Origin of the sequence: Rhodococcus sp. DK176 (assembly GCF_038447315.2) — a bacterium.
In the GTDB taxonomy this organism is placed as follows: Bacteria; Actinomycetota; Actinomycetes; order Mycobacteriales; family Mycobacteriaceae; genus Rhodococcus_F; species Rhodococcus_F jostii_A.
Genome location: NZ_CP118321.2, coordinates 3350476 through 3372846, shown reverse-complemented (window position 1 = coordinate 3372846; position 22371 = coordinate 3350476). Strand labels below are relative to the sequence as shown.

Here is a 22371-nt window from a genome sequence, read left to right as displayed (position 1 = left end):
GGATGGACAGGGTTGGCCGGCTCACTCCCTCGGCATCATCGGGCGCGAACAGACTAAGCGCCATTCTGCGGTCACCAGTTTTGTCCTCTGAATGGGGGGTGGACTAGGAGGACCACTCAGTACCGACCGGTCTTGCCCTTTCGACCCACGGCAGAGGACGATTGTTAGGTCAACATTTACATATTGCCCTGCCCACGCGTCGGCACTTCGGACTCTGGGGAATTGATTGAGCGGGCAATTGAACACACCGATACGGGAAAATGCGATGCTGCTGTTCATTCATGGCGATACTAGGGCCGCCGCAACAGGGAGACTCGATGCCGCAGGTAATTATGTCAACTTACGAGATTACCCACCAGGTAGCTTAAAGGTGTGGTCACACATCGAGCCGGTCGGCGGCGGACGGCTCTTCTTCTACTTCGTTCAGGAAAACAGAGCTGCGACGTATGAGATCGATGCAAACGGTACTTTGGTCAATCTAAAAAACTTTCCTAACGGACAATTCGGGTCCTGGCATATAATCGTGGGAATCGGGGACGACAGACTCTTCTTCTACTCCTCCTTCACAAACGCTGGATCAGTGGGGAGACTTGACGCAACAGGCGATTACATCCACATAAGGGACCTACCTCCCCAGTTCGCAGACTGGAGCACTATCGCTCCGGTGGGCGGCGGACGACTCTTCTTCTACGACCGGGATAGCACGCGAGCTGCATCAGGCCAGATCGATGCGGCCGGGAACTATGTCAACTTGAAAGACTTTCCGGCGGGGCAATTCGGCAAGTGGTCCTATATCCTGCCTGTCGGCGACAGCAAACTATTCTTCTACAGCATGCTGACGAGAGCAGGCTCACTGGGAAAACTTGAGACGACCGGAAATTACATCCACATAAAAGATTTTCCTAGCCAGTTTTCCCAATGGACCGATATTGCGCCGGTCAGCAGCGGAAGGCTCTTCTTCTACAACCGGAATAACACCCAAGCTGCATCGGGCGAGTTCGACGCGGCCGGAAATTTTGTCAACTTGAAAGACTTTCCTGCCGGGCAGTTTGCGAAGTGGAACTGGATCGTGGGTGATTTGCACGCAAGATTCTAAGTAGCGGGACTGCGAGAACTGTGGCCCGCAGGCGCCCGAAAGAACACCCAACGTGCCCTCTCGCCTACCTTCTCGGTGTCTCGACTAATGATTCATTATAGCCCGGAATTAGTACTCGCAGCGGCCGATATGGAGGGAACGAGTGTGTGGAGCAGTCTGGAGATCGCCAAACTTATTGTTTCGGGCCTAGTGCCCTTGACTGTTGCACTGTTAGGCATTTGGGTTGGCCGGCTCGCGAAACGGCTTGAAGACGTTCAATGGCGCAACCAGAAACTGATAGAAAAGCGCATCCTGATTGTCGACAAGCTCGCGCCCGATTTGAACGACTTGTTCTGCTACTACGCATGGGTTGGTCGATGGAAAGAACAATCTCCGGCAGACGTGATCGAGCGCAAACGGCGACTCGATCACACAGTACACATCAACCGCCCGTTCCTGACGACGACTTGCATGGAGACTTACAGCACATTCATGGACCAACTTTTCGTGACCTACGCCGCGCCGGGGCAAGATGCCAGATTGCGAACCACTCTTACCTCAATCTATGGCGATCGGGTTAAAGATTACGGCGGTAGGTGGGAGCCGAGTTGGAACGCACGGTTCACTGGCGACTTCGCCAGTCGAGCGGATCTAGATGCGCTATACCACAATCTTATGAATCAGCTCGCGGACCAGCTCGGCGTCGAACGAAACGGCCGTTAGACATCTACTTGTTCTCCGTTAGACATCTACTTGTTCTGGCGGTTAGATACTGTTAAGCACGGTGATCCCGACCGGACCGGGGGCAACAGGGCCGCTACTCAAGTCCCAGATACCGATCCGCACCGGGCGCAGCGGGACGACGCAGCACCCGGATTCGTAGGAATCCACCTGGTCGGACACAGTGACCTACCGAACCAGTTGGACCCCCACTCGCCAGCCGAACAACTTGGACTGCATTGCGCCAAATATGCTGCTAGAAGCACATTTTCGTCATACCGAAATATTTATATTATGTCAACTAGTAAGTTGGTTATTCGCATGGCCCGCAAATACGACCACCCGCGGTATCTGTCCGTTGACAGGACAGTTGGCATTTTTGACAAGGTTTGCGACACACTACGGTTTGGCGCTTAATAGTCAGGCAATTTGGCATACGACACGCCTCGTGAAACTGATCGAACGTGCGATTGAAACGCTGCCGAACAGGTCCGTCGTGCTGGCAACTTGCCGTCGAATCTGACCGACCGCACGCGCTTCTCGTCCGCCTCGGCGGCGAGGTCCGCAACGACCTGCCGTCGCCGCACGCATCACGTCAACGCCACTCGCGCTCGCAGCGCACCCGCCGAATCGCTACGGAAATTCCACCTGCGAGAATCGCGGTCGGGCGGGTTACCGTGCTGATCGGGCAATGAATGGCAACCCGCCCGCGCAATCAGCCGAAATCACCGTTGATGGCGGCCGAGTTCTTGGGTGTGTCAGGACACGTTCAGGCGGTGCCGGGAATCGAAGTCGCGCACGTCGGCTACCACCGCCTGCACGATGTCGGCGCCGGCTCCGGGGGTGATCGTGACCACGGATAGAACGCCGACGAGCGGGGCGATGTCGCCGGGCTGTGGTGTCCAGGCGGGAATGAGGCCGACGCCGTTGTCGGAAAGTGGTTTGGTGCGGAGGGGGTAGGTTTCGCCGCCGTATTCGCGCACCGCGGCGGTCTTCGCAAGCTCGATGGATTCGTCGAGTAGTTGCGGCGGAGCCCCGTCGGTACGGCAGCATCCCACCAGGTCTGCGGCCGCATCGACGACGGTGATGGCTGCGGCGACGTCGTCGGCCGCGGTGTGGCGTCGGGCCAGGTCGAGGACGAGTTGTGCCCGCGCTGCGGTGAGTGTCATTGCGGTCTCCGGGGTCGAGTGGGTCGCATCGCAGGCGTGGACCGATGGGAACTGGTCGACTTTGCTGCGCAACTCGATCAGATGGCGGGCGTGTTCGTCGAGGGCGAGACCGCTTTCGTTGACTAGCGTCATCAGGTCCCTGAAGTCGGAGGTCGGGTGGAGTGCCGAGCGGCGTAGGAGGATCGCTCGCTACGCCGCTCGGCGATCGGGGCTTCCCTGGTCAGGGTTTTGCAGGGATCCGTCGATGCGCCGCCAGATTCCGAGTGGGTTGTCTGACCGCAGTTCTGGTGGCAGAAGTTCCTCGGGGGCGTTCTGGTACGCGACCGGGCGCAGGAATCGTTCGATCGCGCGGCTGCCGACCGAGGTGGTGGACGGGGCGGCCGTGGCCGGGAACGGGCCGCCGTGCACGATCGCGTGGCCGACCTCGACGCCGGTGGGCCAGCCGTTGAACACGACGCGTCCGGCGAGAAGCTCGAGCTTGTCGGCCAGTGGACCGGCGATGGGGTAGTCCGCCGGTGTGGCGTGGATGGTGGCGGTGAGCTGCCCTTCGAGGCGGTCGATGATCGGCCCGATATGGGTTGCGTCCGGGACCCGGACGATGACGGAGGCGGGTCCGAAGACTTCGTCCTGCAGTGAGTGGTCGGCTTCGAATTGTTCTGCCGTGGTGACGAACAGGGCCGGATGTCCCGGATATGCGATCGAGTCGGCGTCGGTTCCGCGGGCCGCGGTTTCGACGCCTGTGTTCGCCCCGAGCCGGGCGGCGCCGTCGGAGAATCCCGAAGCGATTCTCGGGTTGAGCATGGGTGCCGCGGCCGTCTGCTGTACCGCGGTCGAGGCGGCGGAGACGAAGTCGTCCGCTCCGGGACCGTCGACGACGAAGACCAGGCCGGGGCTCGTGCACAGCTGCCCGACACCGACATTCATCGACGCGATGAATGCGGAACCGAGGTCGGTTCCCCGTTCGGCGAGGGCGCCGGGCAACACGAACACGGGGTTGATGCTCGACATCTCGGCATAGACCGGGATCGGCACCGGACGGCCGGCGGCCGCCGCGGTGAGCGCGAGCCCGCCCTGGCGTGATCCGGTGAACCCGACGGCGCGGACCCGGGGGTCGGTGACAAGGGCGATGCCGACCTCCGGTCCCCCGAGGACCAGGGAGAAGGTTCCTTCCGGGAGGTTGTGTTCCTGGACCGCCCGGCGGACGGCGCGGCCGACCAGTTCCGACGTGCCGGGGTGCGCCGGGTGCGCCTTGACGATCACCGGGGCACCAGCGGCCAGGGCCGACGCCGTGTCGCCGCCGGCCACCGAGAAGGCGAGGGGGAAGTTGCTGGCCGAGAACACCGCCACCGGGCCGAGCGGTACCTCGCGTTGCCGCAGGTCCGGCTTCGGCAACGGCGTCCGGTCGGGGTTCGGGGTGTCGAGCTGTGCCTGAGTCCAACTGCCTTCCCGGACAACGGACGCGAACATCCGCAATTGTCTGGTGGTGCGGGCGACTTCACCCTGCACCCGGGCTTCGGCGATACCGGTCTCCGCGATGACCCGGTCGACGAGGATGGATCCCAGATTCTCGATTTCGGTGGCGATGGTCTCGAGGAACGCGGCGCGCTGTTCGAGCGTGGTGTGCCGGTAGCTGCCGAACGCTTCCCAGGCCAGGGCGGTCGCGCGCTCGACGTCGGCGGTGCTCGCCTCGTGGTAGACCGGTTCGAGTGCCGCGCCGGAGGCCGGATCGATGCCGGTGACGGCGGCGCCGGTCCCCGGCAGGTCTGTGGCTCCGACGAGGTTGACGCCGGTGATCGCGGTGGGGGCAGTCATGGTCAGCTCAGCTCACCTTCTTGATCAGGTCGGCGAGCTCGGCCAGTTCGACGGCGTCGAGGTCGGTCAACGGCGCGCGGACGGGGCCGGCGGGTCGGTCGATCACCGTCATGCCGGCCTTGATGATGCTGACCGCGTAACCCTGTTTCTTGTTGCGCAGGTTGCAGTACGGGATCACGAACTCGTTGAGCGCGTTGATGACGAACGCGTTGTCTCCGCTGCGGAGTGCGTTGTAGAAGTCGATCGCGAACTTCGGCACGAAGTTGTAGATGGCCGAGGAGTAGGTGGTGACGCCCAAGGCGAGATAGGGCAGTGCGAACATCTCGGCGGTGGGCAGTCCGCCGATGTAGGTCAGCCGGTCGCCGAGACTCGCGTAGATGCGCGTCATCTGCTCGATGTTGCCGACACCGTCCTTGAACCCGACCAGGTTCGGGCAGCTGTCCGCGAGCTCCGCGACAGCGGCCTCGGTGTAGACCGCGTTGGCGCGGCTGTAGATAGTCACCCCGAGAGTGGTTGCGGCACACACCTCTTTGACGTGGGCGACGAGGCCGTCCTGGCTCGCCTCCGTGAGATACGGGGGAAGCAAAAGGATGCCGTGCGCGCCGACGCTCTCCGCCGACCGGGCCATCTGCACGGCGGTGGAGGTGCCGTAACCGGCGGGTGCGATCACCGGGAGACCGTCGAGTGCCTCCTGTACCGCGGCCCGGACCACCTGCTCCACCTCGGGCGGGGTGAGCGAGAAGAACTCGCCCGTGCCGCCCGCGGCGAACAACCCGGAGGCGTCGAACTGCCCGAGCCAGCCGATGTTCTCGCGGTACGCGGCCTCGTCGAACGAGTGGTCGTCCTTGAAGTGGGTGACCGGGAACGACAACAGACCGGAGCCGAGCTTGCGGGCGATCTCCTGGGGTGTGGCTGTGGCCATGGGTTTCGTCTCCTCTTCGCAAAGCGTCACGGTTGATGCGCGCTGTGTCCCCAAGGCTAGGAGCGTCTATCATTCAAGTCCAACACTCGTTTTGGATTCTTCAATATAGAAAAGGTATCGGATGTTTTCGCTCGTCCAACTGAGCCATTTCGTCGCCGTGGCCGAGGAACTGCACTTCGGGCGGGCCGCCGAGCGGTTGAAGATGACCCAGCCGCCGCTGAGCCGGCAGATCCAGCTGCTCGAGAAGGAGCTGGACGTACAGCTATTCGACCGATCGAGCAGGGGCGTCAAGCTGACCCCCGCGGGCAAGGCGTTTCTGTCCGACGCCCGCCGGCTGCTCCAGCAATCCGACCGCGCGGCACTGTCCGTTCGCAAGGCCTCGGCCGGCCGGTCCGGCACGCTGCGGATCGGCTTCACCGGCGGAAGCGTGCACTCGGGCCTGGCCATGGTGCTCGACACCGCGCGCGCCACACTCGACGAGGTCGAGGTCGAGCTGCGTGAACTGGTGACGATGGACCAGCTCGAGGCCTTGTCGGAGGGCTCCCTCGACATCGGATTGGTGCGACCCCCGGTGACCAGGCCCGATCTGTCGTCACGCGCCCTGGTGCGCGAGTCGTTGATCGTGGCCGTCCCGAGGAACCACCCCCTGGCCCACCGCGACAGTCCGATCGATGTCACGGACCTGCACGGGGCGAACCTGGTGATGTACACCCCGATCGAGTCCCGTTACTTCCACGAACTGCTGTCGTCGGTGTTCCACGAGTCGTCCGTGGCCCCGGTCATCACCCAGTACATGACCCAGATCCACAGCATCATCGCACTGGTCAACCTCGGGTGGGGACTCGCCGTCGTTCCCGAATCCGCCGGCCGGATGCATTATGACGGCGTCGTCTACCGCCCACTGACGGTGCCTCGTCCCGCACCGGTCGAGTTGGATCTCGTCTGGCGCCGAAACAGCGACGACCCGGTTCTGCACCGACTGCTGACCGCTCTCGGTGCGGATTGATACGAAGCCGCTGCCTGCGGAAGGTCTCGTCGGCGTACGGTCGAAGTGCCAGCGAGACCCAGCCAAGCAGGAGCAATACCTTTTCTGTATTCCAGAATCCAAAACTAGTCTTGGACGAGCATCGGTTGGTTCACTTACCGTCATGGTTTGTGAGCCGAGTCACGATCTTGCGGGACAGCGCGGACGACTCTCTCCACACCGTCCAGATAGGCGCCGACACGCGTAATCGTTCCAGCCGAAAGGAGTGACCGATGTCGATCACTCACTCAGCCAGCACCAGCCTCGACTCGGCTGTGTCCAAGATCTTCCGACGAGTTGTTCCCCTGTTCATCATCATGCTGATCTGCAACCAGCTGAACAGGTCGAACATCGGATACGCCCGTGAGTACCTCGAGGCCGACGTGGGCATCGGCGCCGCGGCCTACGGATTCGGCGCAGGTGTCTTCTTCATCGCATACGCGCTGTTCGAACTCCCCAGCAACGTCATGATGGAGAAGTTCGGTGCCAGGATCTGGCTCACCCGCATCATGGTCAGCTGGGGTCTCGTGTCCGCTGCCATGGTCTTCGTCCAGAACGCGGAAATGTTCTACGTTCTCCGGTTCCTCCTCGGTGCCGCCGAAGCCGGATTCTTCCCCGCCGTCATCTTCTATCTGGCGAAGTGGCTTCCGAACTCGCACCGCGGACGCGCCACCGCGCTGTTCGTGGCGGGGTCTTCCGTGGCGGCGGCGATCTCCGGTCCCGTCTCCGGGCCTCTGCTCTCACTCAACGGGCACCTCGGCGTGCACGGCTGGCAGTGGATGTTCGGCATCGAAGGCACCCTGTCCGTCGTCATCGGCATCGTCGCCTACTGCTTCCTCGATTCCCACATCAAGGACGCCAAGTGGCTCGACGACGACGAGAAGACCGCGCTCTCCCAGACGATCGAGCGTGAAGAAGCCGACAAGGCCGAATCGTCGGGCATGGGGGACGGCCGCTCACGGTGGCGCATGCTCGCCGACCCCAAACTCATCCTGTTCTGCTGGATCTACTTCGCCATCCAGCTCTCGATCTACGCGAACACCTTCTGGCTGCCCTCCATCGTGCGCCGCATCGAAGGCACCAACGACATCACCGTCGGGTTGCTGTCCTCGCTGCCCTGGATCTGCGCCGTCGTGGCGATGTATCTGTCGGCCCGGGTCGGCGACCGCACCGGCAACCGACGCCCGCTGCTGATCATCGCTCTTGCGACCGCCGCGGTCGGTACCTACCTCGCGGCCATCGCGTCACCGTGGTTGGCGCTGGTGTTCCTGTGCATCGCCGCGATGGGCTTCAAGAGCGCCAGTCCACTGTTCTGGGCCTTCCCCCAGACAATGCTCCACCCCCTGGTCCTGGCCCCCGCCATCGCCGTCATCAACTCGCTCGGCAACCTCGGCGGATTCGTCGCTCCCTACGGATTCGGGCTCGTCAAGTCCGCCACCGGCGAGGTGACCTGGGGACTCTACGCACTGGCGATCGCCTCCGCTATCGCCGCCGCGTCGGTGATGTTCATCCGCAAGAGCAACAACCCCCCGACCCCCGCGACACCGGACGCGGACGACGACACACGCGCGACTGTCTCCGCCACCGCCAAATGACCCACCGACAGGAAATCCGCGCGATGAACACCCTCCCAGGCACCCCCGTCGTCACCGACATGCGCGTCATCCCCGTCGCCGGACATGACGACATGCTGCTCAACCTCAGCGGCGCCCACGCACCGTTCTTCACCCGCAACCTCGTAGTGCTCACCGACTCGTCCGGCAACACCGGCGTCGGCGAAGTCCCCGGGGGCGAACCGATCCGCCGCACCCTCGAAGACGCACGAACCCTCGTCGTCGGCCACAGCCTCGGTACATACAACGCCATCCTCGGCGAGATGCGCCGCACCTTCGCCGACCGCGACGCCGGCGGCCGGGGAGCCCAGACCTTCGACCTGCGGATCGCCGTACACGCTGTCACCGCAGTCGAGTCGGCACTGCTGGACCTGCTCGGACAGCACCTGGGTGTCACCGTCGCCGCACTCCTCGGAGACGGACAGCAACGCGAACGCGTCCAGGCGCTCGGATACCTCTTCTTCGTCGGCGACCGAAACAGGACCGACCTCGCCTACCGGTCCCCGACGGACGAGGCACCCGACGCCGACGACTGGATGCGGCTGCGACACGAGGAGGCGCTCTCACCGGAATCCATCGTCCGGCTCGCCGAAGCCGCGCACGCACGCTACGGTTTCACCGACTTCAAACTCAAGGGCGGCGTCCTACCCGCCCAGGACGAAGCCAAGGTGGTCACCGCACTCGCAGACAGATTCCCCTCCGCCCGAATCACCCTCGACCCCAACGGCGGATGGCTGCTGAAGGACGCCATCGACACCTGCCGCGGGCTCGCCGACGTCCTCGCCTACGCCGAGGACCCGGTCGGACCCGAGGGCGGATTCTCAGGCCGCGAAGTGATGTCGGAATTCAAACGGGCAACCGGCCTTCCCACCGCGACGAACATGATCGCGACGGACTGGCGCGAACTGGGCCACACCATCCGCTCCGGTGCCGTGGACATCCCCCTCGCGGACCCCCACTTCTGGACCATGAACGGGTCGGTACGCGTCGCCCAACTGTGCGACGCCTGGGGACTCACCTGGGGATCCCACTCGAACAACCACTTCGACGTCTCCCTGGCCATGTTCACCCACGTCGCCGCGGCCGCCCCGGGAACCATCACCGCCATCGACACCCACTGGATCTGGCAGGACGGCCAACGGCTGACCAAGAACCCCTACACCATCGTCGACGGCTACCTCCACGTCCCCGAAACACCCGGCCTCGGAGTCGAACTCGACATGGACCAGGTCGCCGCCGCCCACGAGCTCTACCAACGCGAGGGCCTCGGCTCCCGGAACGACGCCACCGGCATGCAATATCTCATCCCCGAATGGAAATTCGACAGCAAACGCCCCGCACTCGACCGCTAGTGTTGCCCGATGAATACGAATGGAATCCAGAGAGGCCGCGCTACGCCGACGACCGAATGGCCGCACTGAACCTGGACGGGGCAAAGAAATCCAAGGCACTCTCCAACCCTACCGCCCGGCTGATGAGCCTCGCCCAGAACAACAATCAGGCCCCGCCCGTATGGGAGTTCCACACCGACAGGCCCGCGCACGCACCCCGGTTCACCGCCACCGTGCACCTCGCCGGCCACACCGCCACCGCGAAAACCGCGGCGAAGAACAAGCCAAAACGGGCTGAGCCCCGTTCTGCGGTCATCAGCGTCCGCCAGGTCATACCGGCACCTGAGAACCGGCGCTCCACGGCGAACCTATGGTTGGTGAATCGGCCGCAACCCGTTCGTTTTAGACGTCCGGGTGAAAAATCCGATAAGAAGCGCCTGAAAACGAACGATCTGGTTTGTCGGGCGGTCCGGCGTAGGCGAGATGACGTCACGTCCTCGCAGCGGGATTGGGCGCCACCGGTATCGCCGGTAAGGCGCTAAAGGGTGTTGGGCACATAGGTTCAGCCGGACGCAGGCGCGGGGTGGTCGACGCCCGCTCGACGAGTTGCGTATCGATCTCGTGCCGTTGCTCGTCGAGTTCTTCGCCGCGGATGCTCCGGAGCAGCAGTTCGACAGCGAGGCGCCCCATCTCGGCATAGGGCTGGCGCATCGTCGTGAGCTGCGGATCGACCAGACCCGCCGCCCGTTCGTCGTCGAAGCCGATGAGGGAGACGTCTGCGGGCACCCGCAGCCCGTGCGCCCGCAGGGTGCGCAGCGCCGGCGCCGCCAGGAGGTCGGCTATGCAGAAGATGGCGTCGATCTCGATTCCGCGCTCAACGGCCGCGGAGAGCGAGGGCAGCGTCGGGCGCGCTTCCTCGAGGAAGTCGTCGCAGTCGATGACGAGCGACTCGTCGTGGGCGATGCCCGCGGCCTCGAGGGCGTCGCGGTACCCGGCCGCACGCTCGTCAATGAAGAGGCCGTCGCCCCAATCGGTTGACCCGGCGCCGAGGTCGACGCTCAGCAGCGCGATCGATCGCCGGCCTTGCGCGATCAGGTGCTCGACCGCAATCCGCGCACCCTCACGATTGCGCGGGGAAACAGTGGGGAAACGCACCTTCCGGCTCGTATCGTCGATCGCCACTGCGGGCAGCGCGATGCGGTCGCAGGCCTCACGCACGGCATCCTGGTGGGGAACGCTGATGACGATGACCCCCTCGGTGGGCACGTTCGCAAGGCCCTCGACGATGGCCGCCATGCCGCCGGGGGTGCCGGCGACGGGGTGCACCATGAGCTGGTAACCCTCGGCGGAGGCCGCCGTGAACGCAGCGCGCACGACGGGCTCCCACCAACCCCAGCCGGCATCGGGCACGATCGCACTGATCGCATGAAACCCACCCGAGCGCAGGGCACGCGCCGTGACCGAGGGGCGGTAGCCGAGCTCGCGGGCGACGGCGCGCACACGCTCGCGGGTGGCCTCGCTCACGTCGGGGTGGTCGCCCAACGCGCGCGACACCGTCGCCAAGCCGACGCCTGCTGCGCGCGAGACGTCGCTCAGCCTCACCTTGCGTGCCATCGGACCCCTTCCAGTCATCAAGGGCTTGACGCCCTCCTGCGTTGTGGCCTAGCTTACAGACCCGGTAACGATTCCGGTAACGATTCCAATAGCTTGGTTCGCTACGCAACGCTCAATGGTGAGGATCCCCGTGCCCGCTTCCCTCAGCACCCCAGAAACAGCCACCGCCACCGCCCCCAAACCGGTCGGCCCGCTGTTCCTCTCCGTCTACGCCCTGGCCATGTTCGGCATCTGGATGTCGATCATGCTGCCCGCCTCGGTCACCCTGGCCCTGCGCATCTCCGAGATCAACCCCGAGGGCAAGACCACCAGTTACTCGATCGCCGCCGGCATCGGCACGCTCACCGCGTTGCTCGCCAACCCGCTCTTCGGCCGGCTCAGCGATCGCACCCGCAGCCGCTTCGGGCGGCGGCGGCCCTGGATCGTGGTCGGCCTCGCCGGCACCATCGTCGGCGCGGCGGTCATCGGGCTCAGCAACTCGATTCCGCTGCTGCTCCTCGGCTGGATTGTCATGCAGGCGTTCGTGAATGCGGCCATCGCCGCCACCCTCGCCATCGTGCCCGACCACATCCCCGCGCGGCAGCAAGGTCTGGTGGGCTCGCTGTCGGGCACCGCCTCGGCGGCCGCGGTCGTGGTCGGCGTGTTCTTCGTGCAGTGGTTTCCCTCGAACATCCTTGCCCAGTTCGGGCTGCCGGTGCTGGTGGCCGTCGTGTTCTCCACGCTGCTCCTCGCATTGTTCCGCGACGACGCCCCGGCCGACGACGACATCGAGCCGTTCAGCGTCCGCGAGTTCCTCGACAGCTTCTACATCAACCCGCGCCACTCACCCGACTTCGCCAAGCTCCTCGCCGCGCTGTTCCTCATCTGCTGCGGGCTGGGCGTCATCGCGACCTACACCGTCTACCTTCTGCAGGACCGCATCCACGCGTCCGAGGCCGAACTGCCGCACCTGATCACCCTCGCCTACGTGATTCCCGGCATCCTCGCCGTCGTCTCGGCGCCGATCGCCGGCTGGCTGAACGACCGCACGGGTCGCCGCAAGCTCGTGCTGGGAATCGACGCGGTCATTGTGGCCGCGGGCATCCTCGTGACCGCCTTCGCGGAGTCGGTGCCGATGTTGCTGCTCGGTGTGTGTCTCGTTGCCGGCATCGGCACCGGCGTGCTCTACGGCAGCTACATCGGCTTCGCGGTTGCGACGATGAACGATCCGGCCACCTCGGCCCGCGACCTCGGCGTCACGAACATCGCCATCACCCTGCCCTTCTCGATCATGCCGTTCGCCGCCCCCCTGCTGCTCGATATCGGTGACGGCGGCCCCAACTACCCGGTACTTCTCATCCTCAGTGCGGCGCTCACGCTGTGCGGTCTCGTGCCACTGCTCGCTATGCGCGGCGTCCGCTGACCCGACCGACCGAAACGAGATCATGAACGACTATCGCGATCCCGCCCTGCCCGTCGACCGACGGGTCGAAGACCTGCTCGCCCGCATGAGCGTCGCCGAGAAAGCGGCGCTCATGTTCCACCCGTCCACCGCGCCGGCCGGTGACGGTCTGAGCGAGACCGAGGCGCTCACCGCCGCAGAACAGTACGCCGGCCGGCGCGGCATCAGCCACTTCAACGTGCTCGGCGGCGCCGACAGCGTCACCGTGGCCCAGTGGCACAACACCCTGCAGGCCATCGCCGAGGACACCCGACTCGGTATCCCCGTGACACTCTCCACCGATCCTCGACACGGCCTGCGCAGCAACCTGTTCACCGGGCAGGCGCTCGACAGCCTCTCGCGCTGGCCCGACCCGACCGGTATCGCCGCGATCGGCGGCCTCGACGCCGCGCGCGTCTACGGCGAGACCGTGCGCCGTGAGCTCCTCGCCATGGGTATCCGGGTCTTCCTCGGTCCGATGGCCGACATCTTCAGCGAGCCCCGCTGGTCTCGCGGCTCGGGCACCTTCGGCGAAGACCCCGGGCGCGTGGCCGAGCTCACGGCCGCGTTCATCGAAGCCCTCCGGGGCGGTGCCGCGCTCGGCCCGAACTCGGTCGCCGCGGTCGTCAAGCACTTCCCCGGCGGCGGCCCGCAACTGAACGGTGACGACGCGCACGACCCCCGATACCCCGAACAGATATACCCGGGCGGCATGCAGCAACTGCACATGCGCCCGTTCGAGAAGGCGTTCGCCGCCGGCGCCACACAGGTCATGACGTATTACGGCAAGCCCGTCGGCACCTCGTGGGAGGAGGTCGGCTTCGCCTTCAACGCGCCGGTCGTGCGCGACCTGCTGCGGCGGACCCTCGGCTTCGGCGGCATCGTCGTCACCGACTGGAACCTCCTCGAATCCGAAGCGATCGGCGGCCTGCAGTTCGGCCCCAACGGCTGGGGTCTCGAGCACCTGACCCCGCTCGAGCGCGCGGCGATCGCAATCGAGGTGGGAGTCGACCAGTTCGGCGGCGACCGCAATCCTGCGCTCGTCGAGGAGCTCGTCGACTCGGGCCGCATCGCCGAGTCGCGGATCGACGAGTCGGTACGGCGATTGCTTCGCGAGAAGTTCCGGCTCGGCGTCTTCGAGCATCGCCGCGTCGACACCGATGCCACCCGCGACGTCTGCGGCTCACCGGTGTTCGTCGAACGCGGCCTCTGCGCCCAGCGCACCTCGCTCGTGCTGCTCACCGACGACGAGGACCAGACGGTGCTCGCCGCCGGAGCGCGTGTACACCTCGACGGCATCGCAGCCGAAACCGCCGTCGCAGCCGGTTTCGTCGCCGTCGACGACCCCACCGAGGCCGACGCGGTGATCGTCCGACTCGACTCTCCGTTCGAGCCCGGACGGGGTTCGCTCGGCGACTTCTTCCGCGGCGGCTCGCTCGCCTTCCCCGACACGGTCGTCGCGCGCATCCGCCGCTACGCCGCCCAGGCGCCCGTGCTCGTGTCGGTGTACCTCGAGCGGCCCGCGGTGCTCACACCGCTACTCGAACCCGCCGCCGTCGTGGTCGCCGACTTCGGTGCGAGCGACGCGGTCATACTCGATGCCCTCGCCGGTCGCGCCGCCATCACGGGCATCCTTCCGTTCGACCTGCCCTCGTCCATGGCGGCGGTCGAGGCCTCGCGCGAGGACGTGCCCTTCGACACCGCAAACCCACTCTTCCGCGCGGGTTTCGGGCTCCGGCGTGCCGCCGTAGCCGACCTCGAAGGCGCGCATCAATAGAGTCGACGACGGTGAACGCCGATCGGGTGGGGACATCGAACCCGAGGCACCTGTGAGAGGCATTCCCTGTGCGCCGTCCAGAACGGATGTTCGCGTTTAGTGAACGGGGTTCACGTTCCGAGACCTTCACACTCGACCAATTGGCGGCGGCTCACGCCACAGCGGGAATCCGCTGCTATCACGACCAAAGTCGTTGTGAAAGCCTCAATTTACTTCGGCGGGCCGGTGGGCATCAGATGGGTGCCCACCACCCGCCGAAGTGTCGCTGTCGTCAGGCTGCATTCTAGACATCGGATTGTTTCGATTTTGCGCGTGGAGCGACCGCAGAATCTAGAGGACGATCGTGACCGTCTTCGCTTCGGTATTTGCAAGGATCCCCTCGAATCCGAGTTCACGCCCGACTCCGCTGGTTTTGACCCCGCCCCAAGGCAGTTGTGGTGCCATCGGCGACCAAGCATTCACTGCGACAGCCCCTGCTTCCAGTCTCGCTGCCACGTCGTGCGCACGCGAGATATCACTGGTCCACACTGTTGCCGCCAGGCCGTATTCACTGTCATTGGCCAGCGCCACACCATCTGCGTCGTCATCGAACGGGATCACCGTTCCCACCGGCCCGAAGATTTCCTCCCGTGCAATCGTGAGATCGTTGGTGCCGGCAAAAATCGTAGGCTCCACGAAGTAGCCCGGTCCCTCGACCGCCGCACCGCCGGTAATCAACTGAGCGCCTTCGTGGTTGCCCTGTTGCACATAATCGAGGACACGGTCGCGCTGCTTTGCGTTGATGAGCGGCCCCATGGTGGTAGACCGGTCGAACGGATCTCCGACGACCTGCGCCTTCGCGGCTGCGCTCAACCCGTCGAGAACGTCGTTGTAAACACTGCGGTGGGCGAAGATTCTGGTACCGGCAGCGCAGACTTCGCCCGAGTTCACGAACAGCCCCATGGCAGCCCCGGTGATTGCCGCTTCCACATCTGCGTCGCTGAAGATGAGCTGCGGTGATTTCCCGCCGAGCTCAAGGGTGGTCTTCTTGAAATTGGTTGCGGAGTTGGTGAGGATTCGACGACCGATCTGGGCAGACCCTGTAAAGGTCACCTTGTGCACACCGGGGTGGAGTGCGAGAGCCTCACCGGTCACGGCACCGAGACCGGGCAGCACCTGAACAGTTCCTGCGGGGAAACCTGCTTCTTGAATCAATTTCGCCAGGTGCAAGATGGACAGGGACGCGTCTTCCGCAGGCTTGATGATGACCGTGTTACCAGCTGCCAGGGCAGGCGCAAGCTTCCATCCGGTGATCATAAGGGGTGCGTTCCACGGCACAATTGCTGCGATGACGCCGACTGGCTCACGTCGAGTGTATGCGAACGCAGACCGACCCATGTAGCCGTCGTTGGCTATGGTCTCGCCGTTGATCTTGTCCGCCCAACCGGCGTAATAGCGCAGCGTGGCAACCAAATTGGGCACGAACATCGCTTGGCCGAGACCGAACAGGCCACCCATGTCCAGCGATTCGAGCGTGGCGAGGATTTCCGTGTCTCGCTCGACAAGGTCCGCGAGCTTGGTCAAAAGACCCCCGCGCTGCGAAGGCGGAACGTGCGCCCAGTCGCCCCTGAGCGTTGCCGTTGCAGCACGGACGGCACGATCGACGTCGTCTGCGCTCGCAGACTCAATGTCGGCGATCGACTCTCCCGTTGACGGGTTGAGGGAGGTGAAGGTCCCGGCACCCCCGTTCACCCACTCACCCCCGAGAAACAGGTCGGTGGTGAGACTAGGTATCTGAACCATGGTTACTCCTCGAAGCGAATGGGGGCCGACGTGACCAGCACGGTGTGCCTCAGGGTTGGGCCCGTGCCCACTGTAAACCTTACAAACGGATAGTTTCAATGATCAGCCCGAAACTCATATCTGGTCATCTCGGTAGCCCTCCGTAGAGGGGGATCACGACCTCGGGTGCCACTCGCCCATGTGAGGCAGGTACCGACCTGGCTCGATCGTCGATGTGCGGTGAGCTCGTCGAACGAGCAGGATTCAGCTCGTGGTCGTGAGGTGGTCGCGAAAAACGCCGAGAACCTGGCGTAGTGCGCTTACGGTGCGTTCCGTACGTTCGGGGTTTCCGAAAGCAGTTTGACGAAAAATGATGCCATCGATCGCCGCAAAGACCAGATCGGTTAAGTCCTCGTCGTCGATGTCGACCTGAATGAGCGCGTCTCGCACTGCTGCACGATAGGCGTCGTACACCCGCTCCATAGGCTCGGCGAGCTCGGGTCGACGTCGCGACTCCAAGGCCAACTCGTACTGGAACGCTTGAACGTGCGGATTCTCCGCAACGAACAATCCCAGACCCGTGGCGAATCCGTCGAGCCCTCGGCCGTCGCCCGCGTACAGTGCCGAGTCGCCGATACTCCTCTGCACTGACCACGCCAAAGCCTCTTCGACCAGGTTCGCCCAGCTACCGAAGTGGTATCGCACGGCGCCGTGGGTCACACCTGCGTGGGCGGCCACAGACCGATACGTGAGACCACGCAGCCCGTGAGACGCGACAACGTGGATCGCTGCATCCAGCAAGGCTTCTCTGCCAGTGCCGTATGCAACTCCACTCATCGGTAAACATCCCGTCGTCGAGGCGACCACCCATGCGCCCGCCGAGCCCAGGGGGCACGCGTCCCCCGATCTACGAGCGACTCTACGCGCACAGAACGTCTGACCTCGTCCGACGGTCTCTTCCACCAGGTGCAAGCCGTCGGAAGGTCGAACTCAGAGGCGTGTTCCGATCGCTTCCTCGGCGACCTCGAACGATTCGATCGACACGTCACTGAGAACCTCGAACAGGCGGCCGAAGGCAGCCAGGTTCTCCGCATCTGCGTTGGCAGCCTCCGCGGCTGCTTTGGTCTCGTAAATCCACACGTCGACCCATCGACCATTGTCATCGGCGCCTGTGAACGGAACCGCAAACAGCTTGGGATGCGACTTTTGCACCTCTGCGATCGCATCACGGCGAAGCGCGAGATAGGCGGCACTGTCTGTATTCAGCGAAAAGCATACGATCTCAGCATAATACGGCATGTCGACTCCTCAGTTGGCTCTCGTAGTTCTACCGAACTTCACCAGCGCCCGAAATACGAAAAACCTTTACCGGTTCGCCAGTGCGACAGACACGAATCCACTGAAGTGGGATTGCTTCGGGCGGACTCGACGCAGCTCGGACACTGCCCCGCGCTCGTCGCAACCCCTTCTGCCACGACCGGGAGCGCTGCCCGGGCGCACCCATCGCTCCAGCGCAGCGTCATCGTCGGCCGTGTCCGGCCCCGGGGAGAACCTCGAACGCGCCCCATTCGTTGCGCCAGGGGGTGTGGCATTCCTGCCTCACGGACCTGCCGCACCGCTGGTACGTGCCGGATTGGGCACCGATGATCTGGCCGTCGCCTCCCCGACCTGAAGGCAAACGGCCTCGACAACCTCTAATGTCGCCGATGCAATGCCCTCTGCGTCAAGAGGAAAGCGAACACCCCGACCGCGATGATCGGCGAGCGAGCATCCGAGTTGATCACCTCCGCCCGACGGGAACAGCAAACCGCCCACCCCAAGTGCCTCACTGGGCGGCGAGCTCGAAGCCCGGGGAGAGCAAACTCTCCAATTGACATGTTTCGTGATCCGTGCCACTCTAACTACCGGTGGATGACCTCACTGAGGGTGACGTTGACACGACGGATCGGATTACGTTGCTGCGTCGATGCAGCACTTCACCACGCATCGGCGCAGTCGGACCGCCCCAGCTACGCCATGCCGACCGTCGGTTTTCACGGTCTCCTGAGCCGTTAATTCCTTTGCGGTCTCCAATTTCTCGCTCGAAAGGCGTGTACATGACTCAGCAATACGACGTCGTTATTCTCGGTGCAGGGTTCGCCGGCTTGGTCGCCGGCCGGGAACTCAGCGCACGTGGAAAGTCCGTTCTCATCGTCGAGGCGCGTGACCGAATCGGCGGTAGGACCTGGACAGATCATCGACTCGGACACGATATCGAGCTTGGAGGAACCTGGTTCCACAATCTGCAGCCCTACGTCTGGTCGGAAATCACGAGGTACGGACTGCAGTTGGATACCAGCCCCGAACCCGAATGTTTCGTACTCGCCACCGATGACGGGCCCCGTGCCGTGGATCTGGGGTCGGCCCTGGAGGCGTTGACTCAGGGGCTCGAACACCTGACCAAGGATGCTCGGGGGTTCATGCCACGGCCGTTCACCCCTCTCCACAACCATGACGCCGTCGAGAAACTGGACGAAGTCACCATCGCAGAGAGATTGGCCTCCCTAGATGTTGGAGAAGATGGCCGAATCATCACCGAAGCCTTTGTAGCAACAGGCTTTCAAGCGCCGAGCGACGAACTCAGCCTTGCTCACGCCTACCGAATCACCTCACTCAGCCAGTGGGATGCTGCCACCGAACTCGAAGCAGCGTCGACCTACAAGATTCGCGGCGGAACACGCGCGCTGGCCCAAGCCATCGCAGATGATTCCTCAGCCGAGGTCTACCTCGAAACTCAGGTCACTTCTTTGCGTTCGACCGAAACTGCCGTCGAAGTACACACGAAGGACGGCCGTAGTTTCATTGCCGGCAAAGTCATTGTCACCGTGCCGATCAACGTACTGTCGACAATCAATTTTGACCCGCCGCTCAGCGCAGGCAAACGGAAGATCGTCGACGCTGGACAAGCTTCCCGCGGAGTCAAGGTGTGGGCACGAGTTCGTGGCACAGTCGACCCTTTTGTGGGCATGGCTGCCCCGGACACGTCTCCGCTGACTTTTGCCCAGCTTGAATATTACGTCGACGGCGACAGCCTCATTGTTGCCTTCGGCCCTGACGCCTCCACGGTCGGCCCCGACGACCTCCCCACGATCCAGGATGCCCTTCGACGATGGCTACCGGAGGCCGAGGTCATCGCGGTCGACGGCCACGACTGGACCAACGACGAATTCTCCCGGGAGACATGGGCCAACCTTCGCCCCGGCCAGCTCGCCGCCGGAATTCCGGAGCTGCAGCACGAAGAAAACAACATCTTTTTCGCCGGCAGCGACTACACCTCGGCGTGGTTGGGATATGTCGATGGCGCAGTCGAGACTGCACTTGTCACTGCCAGAAAGATTCTAGACCAGAACGTCGAGGCTCCTGTAGCCGTAGCAGCGGCGAGGGTCTGACTCGACCCTTCCTGTGTGGTGAACGTGACCGACATCCACACCGCACAGGAAGGGAGGCAGACTCGGTCCGAACAGTTTCGACCTAGGCTGAGCGTATGACGTTGCAGGGTAACAGCTTACGCGGGTTCGATCTGAACCTTCTCGTCGTGTTAACTTCGGTTCTCCATGAAACGAAGCCTCACACGCTCATCTGTACAGCTGCATATGAGCCAACCTGCAGTCAGTCATGCACTCGGCCGGGCACGCGACATCTGTGGGGATCAGCTTCTCGTGTGTTCAGGGAACAGGATGGTTCTGACCTCGGGGAGGCGGTCTTGTTAAAACTCGGACCGACGCTGCATTCCGTCCAAAATGTCTTCATCGCAAAGCGACACTCCCACACATTCGTCCAAAGTCGGCTCGTGTAAACGAGCGCAACACGAAGGAAGCAACAAAATGGCTGGACTACGTCATCTCTCGGTGAATGATGTCACCTGGAACAGGCTCGATGTGCACGGCACAATCATGGACAAAGCCACGATCTTCGAGGGAGACTACGAAGTCCGATCGGCATTCTTCAAACTGGAGCAGGGCCAGGTAATCCACAATCACACGCATACCAAGTGGGTTCAGGTCCTCGTTCTGGACGGACGTATGAGGGTGCAGCAAGAGGGAACCGAAGATTTCGATGCTTTGCCAGGTTCCGTCTACTTTCTGGATCCAGGCTACGCGCACGTCGAAATGGCAGTAGAAGACACAACAGTCTTAGTGACGCAGGGCGAAGACCGGCCAGGCTGGATCTGATCGACTGTAAAGAAGCTTGAATTGCCCGACACGGACAGGCGCGCAGTCCGATCATGGCGTATGAACCGACACGCGTGCCTCCTTGTCGGAATGCCCATGTTGCTTCAATTGATCGCATTTGGCGACAAAGCCGTATTGGGTCTCGTGGCTGCGGACACGATGTCAGAGCTGAATATCAGCAGTTCGGCGATCAAGCCGCCTGCACAACACCCAAGGAACGCTAGGCGCCGCGTTGCCGACAGGGTCGGCGCCAGCAGTGCCTCGAAGGACCTCTCGACCGCAGTCGCTCCGGCCGAGAGGAAGCCTCTCCAGAGGTGAGACCCGAAGGAAGTACGCACGTGCCATTTTTGATTTTCGCTATCGCTCGCTGCTTGCAAAGCCTTCGACCGCCGCGCACGCTGCCCGACCTCCTGCATCCCTTCTGGGGATCGTTCGCAAAAATCATCACCCGGGTTGCAGAGGCTAGAGCAACAGCTAGATGGATAGAATCGACGCCAACTGACATCGGATAGCGACATGGTGGTGCCGCCGTCTACTGCACCACCTCGATGATCTGTCCCGGTCAGGGCTCAATCAACCACCACCGTAAGCTCATGCCCACCGGTTCTGAACAGCTCGCGTTGGGAATAGGGATGCTGGCCTTCCTGTCTGGTCCATCCATAGAGTCGGCGTATGAGATGTGCGTTCGAAGGTGGAAACCTCGATGGGAGGTACCTCCACGTCGACGAACGGGAGATGAGTCCGTATCAAGGCCATCAGATGTGCTCCCCTGACCAGTCGCCCGCCCAGACCCGGAGCCATGGCCGCTGCGTGTACATGCGTACGGAACGAGCCCTCGAATGGAATGCGGAGTCCTGGGTTGTCTTCACACACTACGGCGACTGGGCGCACTATGAGCCCAGTGGCGACGACCGCTGACTTTCTTCACCGATAAACGATCCGATTTCGGGACGAGGGCCGACCGCTGCCGGACATGCGCTGGGACGCCGATCTCGTCCCGGTGATGGTTCCCCGTTGGGGACGCCGTTGACGTCATCGACTGCTTTTCGGTGCGCAATGAGGTGTGGCAGGATCCGGACATGGCCATGCGCGCCCGCTGGGCCGAGATGGTGCGCGCGGGTAGGAAAGTCTCAGCGGGTCAACGGCAGCACCTTGAGTTCCTTCTGGGCGGTGCCGAAGGTGCCGAGCTGGTAAATCGCAGCTCCCGCTGGTGAAAACATAAACGCCTCGAATGGTTCCGCCAGCATCTCGTCCAGATAGGTTGTCGTCCCGACTCCCGTTGTGACGTGCGGATTGAATTTTCCGGCCGCCGAGTCCGCGACAAAATTGGCGACGTACTCGACCAAGGATTCCTGGATGTCGCGGCCCTGCTCGGCGCTCGCAAATGCGGCGGTGGTCCCCGTCGTGACCGTGTACGGCGAGATCGCATCGATCAGGCGCTACTGCAGTCTGAGCAAGTCTTCGGTGGGCTCGACGACGATGCCCGCGAGACCGATGGGCGGGGCCGGGATGTAGTAGTGCTTGAACGCCCTCACCTTCCAGGTGGCGGGGTTCTCGGCGGCGAACGCCGTTTCCGCTGCGGTGTAGACGTTGTCGAGGTCGGCGGTGCCGACGAACTGCTGCAGCACCGTGATGTGCGGATGGTGGGCCTCATCCAGGCCGAAGCCCTGCGGGAACACACCGAGCAGGCGGGCGTTCACTGCCCGCGCGTGCTCCAACATGATGGCGTCAGGTTCCAGCATGATATCGATCGCGGTCACCGAGCTTTGTTGCGCGACGGGCTTTTCAGGGAGACTCATTTTTCCTCCAGCTGTCGGCGTCGACAGCGGCCCAGCGCGTGCAGGCACACTGCATGACCTGCACGAAACGTTAGCAGGAGGTCGTCACCGTGGACCGGGCCGAACGGGTCGCAGTGGTGCCCG

20 protein-coding genes are annotated in these 22371 nt (G+C 63.4%); 11 read left to right on the top strand and 9 right to left on the bottom strand.

Annotated features, from left to right (window positions below; translation table 11 throughout):
* The first annotated feature begins 265 nt into the window (after positions 1-265).
* Positions 266-1096: a hypothetical protein gene (locus PSR88_RS15915; protein WP_157180151.1), complete on the top strand. Its 831-nt coding sequence runs from the start codon at positions 266-268 to the stop codon at positions 1094-1096.
* A gap of 144 nt (positions 1097-1240) precedes the next feature.
* The gene (locus PSR88_RS15910) at positions 1241-1798 is read left to right on the top strand and encodes a hypothetical protein (protein ID WP_157180152.1); all 558 of its coding nucleotides are present in this window, start codon (positions 1241-1243) and stop codon (positions 1796-1798) included.
* A gap of 755 nt (positions 1799-2553) precedes the next feature.
* Here the strand turns inward: PSR88_RS15910 and PSR88_RS15905 are convergent.
* From PSR88_RS15905 to kdgD, 3 genes are read right to left on the bottom strand one after another with little or no spacing between them, the layout of a single operon-like run.
* Positions 2554-3096, bottom strand: a complete 543-nt coding sequence (locus PSR88_RS15905) for a heme-binding protein (protein ID WP_016882083.1) — start codon at positions 3094-3096, stop codon at positions 2554-2556.
* A gap of 57 nt (positions 3097-3153) precedes the next feature.
* On the bottom strand, positions 3154-4776 hold the full coding sequence (locus tag PSR88_RS15900; RefSeq protein ID WP_016882084.1) for an aldehyde dehydrogenase (NADP(+)): 1623 nt from the start codon (positions 4774-4776) through the stop codon (positions 3154-3156).
* Between the two features lie 7 nt (positions 4777-4783).
* The gene (gene kdgD, locus PSR88_RS15895) at positions 4784-5698 is read right to left on the bottom strand and encodes a 5-dehydro-4-deoxyglucarate dehydratase (RefSeq protein ID WP_342338259.1); all 915 of its coding nucleotides are present in this window, start codon (positions 5696-5698) and stop codon (positions 4784-4786) included.
* Positions 5699-5819: 121 nt separating this feature from the next.
* Between kdgD and PSR88_RS15890 the strand changes: the two genes are divergently transcribed.
* The 4 genes from PSR88_RS15890 to PSR88_RS15875 all read left to right on the top strand — a co-directional run bounded on the left by PSR88_RS15890 (position 5820) and on the right by PSR88_RS15875 (position 10208).
* Positions 5820-6704 (top strand): LysR substrate-binding domain-containing protein, encoded by an 885-nt coding sequence (locus tag PSR88_RS15890; protein WP_016882085.1) that lies wholly within the window; start codon positions 5820-5822, stop codon positions 6702-6704.
* Between the two features lie 251 nt (positions 6705-6955).
* Positions 6956-8317 (top strand): MFS transporter, encoded by a 1362-nt coding sequence (locus PSR88_RS15885; protein ID WP_016882086.1) that lies wholly within the window; start codon positions 6956-6958, stop codon positions 8315-8317.
* Between the two features lie 23 nt (positions 8318-8340).
* Positions 8341-9687, top strand: coding sequence for a glucarate dehydratase (gene gudD / locus PSR88_RS15880; RefSeq protein ID WP_029539013.1), 1347 nt, complete (start codon positions 8341-8343; stop codon positions 9685-9687).
* Positions 9648-10208, top strand: a complete 561-nt coding sequence (locus PSR88_RS15875) for a double-stranded RNA binding motif domain-containing protein (RefSeq protein ID WP_411755668.1) — start codon at positions 9648-9650, stop codon at positions 10206-10208. Before gudD ends, PSR88_RS15875 begins: the two co-directional genes overlap by 40 nt.
* Here the strand turns inward: PSR88_RS15875 and PSR88_RS15870 are convergent.
* Positions 10156-11280: a LacI family DNA-binding transcriptional regulator gene (locus PSR88_RS15870; RefSeq protein ID WP_016882089.1), complete on the bottom strand. Its 1125-nt coding sequence runs from the start codon at positions 11278-11280 to the stop codon at positions 10156-10158. The two genes, PSR88_RS15875 and PSR88_RS15870, sit on opposite strands and share 53 nt — an antisense overlap.
* 130 nt (positions 11281-11410) lie before the next feature.
* Here PSR88_RS15870 and PSR88_RS15865 point away from each other — a divergent pair, with 130 nt between their 5' ends.
* Both PSR88_RS15865 and PSR88_RS15860 read left to right on the top strand, forming a co-directional pair.
* On the top strand, positions 11411-12682 hold the full coding sequence (locus PSR88_RS15865; protein WP_157180153.1) for an MFS transporter: 1272 nt from the start codon (positions 11411-11413) through the stop codon (positions 12680-12682).
* Between the two features lie 22 nt (positions 12683-12704).
* On the top strand, positions 12705-14477 hold the full coding sequence (locus PSR88_RS15860) for a glycoside hydrolase family 3 protein (protein ID WP_016882091.1): 1773 nt from the start codon (positions 12705-12707) through the stop codon (positions 14475-14477).
* 330 nt (positions 14478-14807) lie between these two features.
* Here PSR88_RS15860 and PSR88_RS15855 read toward each other — a convergent pair whose 3' ends face one another.
* The 3 genes from PSR88_RS15855 to PSR88_RS15845 form a co-directional block, all read right to left on the bottom strand.
* Entirely contained in the window at positions 14808-16259 is a 1452-nt protein-coding gene (locus tag PSR88_RS15855; RefSeq protein WP_016882092.1) for an aldehyde dehydrogenase family protein, read from the bottom strand.
* A gap of 243 nt (positions 16260-16502) precedes the next feature.
* Positions 16503-17075, bottom strand: coding sequence for a TetR/AcrR family transcriptional regulator (locus PSR88_RS15850; RefSeq protein WP_016882093.1), 573 nt, complete (start codon positions 17073-17075; stop codon positions 16503-16505).
* 153 nt (positions 17076-17228) lie between these two features.
* The gene (locus PSR88_RS15845; RefSeq protein ID WP_016882094.1) at positions 17229-17537 is read right to left on the bottom strand and encodes a hypothetical protein; all 309 of its coding nucleotides are present in this window, start codon (positions 17535-17537) and stop codon (positions 17229-17231) included.
* Positions 17538-18334: 797 nt separating this feature from the next.
* On the opposite strand from PSR88_RS15845, the gene PSR88_RS15840 reads away from it, so the two are divergent.
* The 3 genes from PSR88_RS15840 (at position 18335) to PSR88_RS15830 (ending at position 20449) form a co-directional block, all read left to right on the top strand.
* Positions 18335-19666 (top strand): flavin monoamine oxidase family protein, encoded by a 1332-nt coding sequence (locus PSR88_RS15840; protein WP_037196806.1) that lies wholly within the window; start codon positions 18335-18337, stop codon positions 19664-19666.
* A 165-nt stretch (positions 19667-19831) separates the two neighbouring features.
* Positions 19832-19987 carry a LysR family transcriptional regulator gene (locus PSR88_RS15835; RefSeq protein WP_083853081.1) on the top strand — a complete coding sequence of 52 codons (156 nt, stop codon included), beginning with the start codon at positions 19832-19834 and terminating at the stop codon, positions 19985-19987.
* 114 nt (positions 19988-20101) lie between these two features.
* Complete coding sequence (locus tag PSR88_RS15830; protein ID WP_037196800.1) at positions 20102-20449, top strand: cupin domain-containing protein; 348 nt, start codon at positions 20102-20104, stop codon at positions 20447-20449.
* Positions 20450-21579: 1130 nt separating this feature from the next.
* Here the strand turns inward: PSR88_RS15830 and PSR88_RS15825 are convergent.
* Positions 21580-21795 (bottom strand): hypothetical protein, encoded by a 216-nt coding sequence (locus PSR88_RS15825; RefSeq protein ID WP_016882099.1) that lies wholly within the window; start codon positions 21793-21795, stop codon positions 21580-21582.
* Positions 21796-21888: 93 nt separating this feature from the next.
* Positions 21889-22248 (bottom strand): hypothetical protein, encoded by a 360-nt coding sequence (locus PSR88_RS15820; protein ID WP_157180154.1) that lies wholly within the window; start codon positions 22246-22248, stop codon positions 21889-21891.
* Between the last annotated feature and the right edge of the window lie 123 nt (positions 22249-22371).

Coding starts and splice junctions, on each gene's coding strand:
- PSR88_RS15915 (WP_157180151.1), top strand. CDS start 266: ATGCTGCTGTTCATTCATGGCGATACTAGGGCCGCCGCAACAGGGAGA.
- PSR88_RS15905 (WP_016882083.1), bottom strand. CDS start 3,096: ATGACGCTAGTCAACGAAAGCGGTCTCGCCCTCGACGAACACGCCCGC.
- PSR88_RS15900 (WP_016882084.1), bottom strand. CDS start 4,776: ATGACTGCCCCCACCGCGATCACCGGCGTCAACCTCGTCGGAGCCACA.
- kdgD (WP_342338259.1), bottom strand. CDS start 5,698: ATGGCCACAGCCACACCCCAGGAGATCGCCCGCAAGCTCGGCTCCGGT.
- PSR88_RS15890 (WP_016882085.1), top strand. CDS start 5,820: ATGTTTTCGCTCGTCCAACTGAGCCATTTCGTCGCCGTGGCCGAGGAA.
- PSR88_RS15885 (WP_016882086.1), top strand. CDS start 6,956: ATGTCGATCACTCACTCAGCCAGCACCAGCCTCGACTCGGCTGTGTCC.
- gudD (WP_029539013.1), top strand. CDS start 8,341: ATGAACACCCTCCCAGGCACCCCCGTCGTCACCGACATGCGCGTCATC.
- PSR88_RS15875 (WP_411755668.1), top strand. CDS start 9,648: ATGGAAATTCGACAGCAAACGCCCCGCACTCGACCGCTAGTGTTGCCC.
- PSR88_RS15870 (WP_016882089.1), bottom strand. CDS start 11,280: ATGGCACGCAAGGTGAGGCTGAGCGACGTCTCGCGCGCAGCAGGCGTC.
- PSR88_RS15860 (WP_016882091.1), top strand. CDS start 12,705: ATGAACGACTATCGCGATCCCGCCCTGCCCGTCGACCGACGGGTCGAA.
- PSR88_RS15855 (WP_016882092.1), bottom strand. CDS start 16,259: ATGGTTCAGATACCTAGTCTCACCACCGACCTGTTTCTCGGGGGTGAG.
- PSR88_RS15850 (WP_016882093.1), bottom strand. CDS start 17,075: ATGAGTGGAGTTGCATACGGCACTGGCAGAGAAGCCTTGCTGGATGCA.
- PSR88_RS15845 (WP_016882094.1), bottom strand. CDS start 17,537: ATGCCGTATTATGCTGAGATCGTATGCTTTTCGCTGAATACAGACAGT.
- PSR88_RS15840 (WP_037196806.1), top strand. CDS start 18,335: ATGACTCAGCAATACGACGTCGTTATTCTCGGTGCAGGGTTCGCCGGC.
- PSR88_RS15835 (WP_083853081.1), top strand. CDS start 19,832: ATGAAACGAAGCCTCACACGCTCATCTGTACAGCTGCATATGAGCCAA.
- PSR88_RS15830 (WP_037196800.1), top strand. CDS start 20,102: ATGGCTGGACTACGTCATCTCTCGGTGAATGATGTCACCTGGAACAGG.
- PSR88_RS15820 (WP_157180154.1), bottom strand. CDS start 22,248: ATGAGTCTCCCTGAAAAGCCCGTCGCGCAACAAAGCTCGGTGACCGCG.